We start from the raw sequence: 2,458 nt of genomic DNA, 5'->3' as shown, positions 1-2,458 counted from the left end.
TAACCCCGTTCGCGGCCGATCAGCTTCGTGCGCTGGCCTTCGCCGCGGGCGCGGTGATAGGCGAGGGCGATTTTCAGCGCGGTATCGACTGATTCGGAACCGGAGTTCGTGAAGAAGATGCGGTCGAGCCCTTCGGGCATGATCGCCGCGACTTTCGTGGCTGCTTCGAATGCAAGCGGATGGCCCATCTGAAACGTCGGCGCAAAGTCGAGCGTGGCGGCCTGATGCTGGATGGCGGCGACGATTTCGTCGCGGCAGTGGCCCGCATTCACGCACCAGAGGCCGGCGCAACCGTCGAGGATTTCGCGGCCATCGGTCGATTTGTAGTACATGCCCTTCGCACCTTCGATCAGGCGCGGCGCCGCTTTGAATTGCCGGTTCGAGGTAAAGGGCATCCAGAACGACGAAAGGTCGTCGATGACGGGGCGCGAAGTCATGTGAAATCTCCTGTTAGAACACGCAATGTAGTCCTCGATAAAAACCCGCGGCATAGACAGTTGTCCTGTCGCGCGAAGAACTGTGCTGGCAGAATGATGGAAACTGTATTGGTGACGCCGCCGCATGTGCTTCACACTGATCCGGCTGGTTCACTTCCTTGATCATCCTCTTTTCAGCGATTCATGATCGAACTTCAACTGGACCGCGACCGGGCGCAGGCGACGCTCGTCGAGCAACTCGTGACTGCGTTCTCCGGCGCGATCGAACAGCAGACGCTGCGAGCCGGGGCGTTGCTGCCGTCGGTACGTCAGCTTGCACAAACCGAACGCCTCAGCACGTTCACGGTAACCGAGGCATATGGACGGCTTGTGTCGATGGGACTCGTCGTCGCGCGGCGCGGTTCCGGCTACAGGGTGGCGGCGCGCACGGCGGCCGCGCCCAGGCGCAGCGTCGCGTGGCAACCGCCGAGCCTGACCGCAACCTGGCTGCTGTCCGATGTCTTCGCCGATCACTCCGTGCCGATCAAGGCTGGCTGCGGCTGGTTGCCCAATGAATGGGTCAACGAAAGCGGCCTGCATCACGCGTTGCGATCGGTGAGCCGCGTACCTGCCGCACGCATGGCGGACTACGGGCATCCGTATGGTTTCGCGCCGTTGCGCGAACGCATCGCCGAGCAGCTCGACAGGTACGGCCTGCCGGCGGACCCGGGCGCCAACGTGCTGTTGACCGCGGGCGCGACGCAAGCGCTCGACCTCATCGTGCGCACGCTTCTACGGCCCGGCGACAAGGTGATCGTCGAAGATCCCGGTTATTGCAATCTGCTGCAGATCCTGCGGCTCGCAGGGCTGACAGTGCTGGGCGTGCCGCGCACGCCGGCGGGTATCGATACCGATGTCCTCGAGCGGCTCGTCCTCGAACACAAGCCCAAGGCGATCTTCGTCAATACGACGCTGCAGAATCCGACCGGCGCGACCTTCGGCATGGCGGCGGCGTTCCGTCTGCTGCAGATCGCCGAACGCCACGGCTTGTGGGTGGTGGAAGACGATGTCAGCCGTGAACTCGTACCGCCCGGCGCACCGCTGCTGGCGGCGATGGAAGGCCTGAACCGCGTGCTTTATATAGGCGGATTTTCGAAGACCATCACGCCGGGATTGCGCTGCGGTTACGTAGTCGCGGAGCGCGACGTGTTGCGCGAACTGGCGCGCACGAAGATGGCGGTGGGGCTGACTTCATCGGCGGCGACGGAGCGCATTGTCGAGAAGGTGCTGACCGAAGGACGCTACGCGCGGCACGTCGAAGCGGTGACCGAGAAGCTGAAAGATGCGCACCTGGACGTGGAAGAACGCATGGATGCGCTCGGAGTGGAGGTGTTTTGCAGGCCACGCGCCGGGTTGTTCTTGTGGGCGCGCCTGCCGGTCGAAGCGGAACACGCCAATGAACTGGCCACGCAGGCGCTGGAACATGGCATCTGGCTCGCTCCTGGCTCCTACTTTCGTCCAGACGATGCCGCCAGCAAGTGGTTTCGGTTCAATGTGCCGTATTCAATGGAGGATGCATTGTGGAGGTTTATCGAAGGGTGGAAGGGGAGGTCGCGCTGATCTCTGCCCACGCCACACGCAAAAAAGCGCGGGCATCCCCGCGCTTTTTTGCGTCTGTCACAACGGTGTTCCCGGTTCAGGAACACCGCGGCTTCATCGCCTGAATACGCCGAGCAGCAACGTAGCCAGGAAGATCACGATAAAGATGAAGAACAGGATCTTCGCGATCTCGGTTGCGCCACTTGCGATACCGCCGAAGCCAAAAAATGCCGCGATGATCGCGATGATGAAAAAGATGACAGCGTATCGAAGCATAAAGCCCTCCAAAGGGTCGATTTATCGGATTGGTTTGCGTGCTGGCTTGACGCCCGGCCGCTTTGATTGCTTGAAATGCCGCTGTGTCCTGCAGCGCGGTACTTAGAGCAACCCTCGTGCCCAAAATGCGCATTCCGCAAAAAAAGGGCGCGATAAACAACCAGGCC

Annotated in this window: 3 protein-coding genes; 1 reads left to right on the top strand and 2 read right to left on the bottom strand. The window is 61.6% G+C overall.

Annotated features, from left to right (window positions below):
- On the bottom strand, window positions 1–437 hold a 437-nt coding region (locus ACFFAR_RS30815), incomplete at its 3' end, for an aminotransferase class III-fold pyridoxal phosphate-dependent enzyme (protein WP_375509183.1).
- A 183-nt stretch (window positions 438–620) separates the two neighbouring features.
- Here ACFFAR_RS30815 and ACFFAR_RS30810 point away from each other — a divergent pair.
- A complete protein-coding gene (locus ACFFAR_RS30810; RefSeq protein ID WP_375509182.1) occupies window positions 621–2,036 on the top strand; it encodes a PLP-dependent aminotransferase family protein in 1,416 nt (471 codons plus the stop codon).
- Window positions 2,037–2,129: 93 nt separating this feature from the next.
- Here ACFFAR_RS30810 and ACFFAR_RS30805 read toward each other — a convergent pair whose 3' ends face one another.
- On the bottom strand, window positions 2,130–2,291 hold the full coding sequence (locus tag ACFFAR_RS30805) for a DUF1328 family protein (RefSeq protein WP_031363615.1): 162 nt from the start codon (window positions 2,289–2,291) through the stop codon (window positions 2,130–2,132).
- Window positions 2,292–2,458: the final 167 nt, after the last annotated feature.

The organism is uncultured Caballeronia sp. (assembly GCF_964243625.1).
Taxonomy (GTDB): Bacteria; Pseudomonadota; Gammaproteobacteria; order Burkholderiales; family Burkholderiaceae; genus Caballeronia.
The sequence above is the reverse complement of the archived record's forward strand: the minus strand, read 5'-3'. Positions and strand labels throughout refer to the sequence as shown.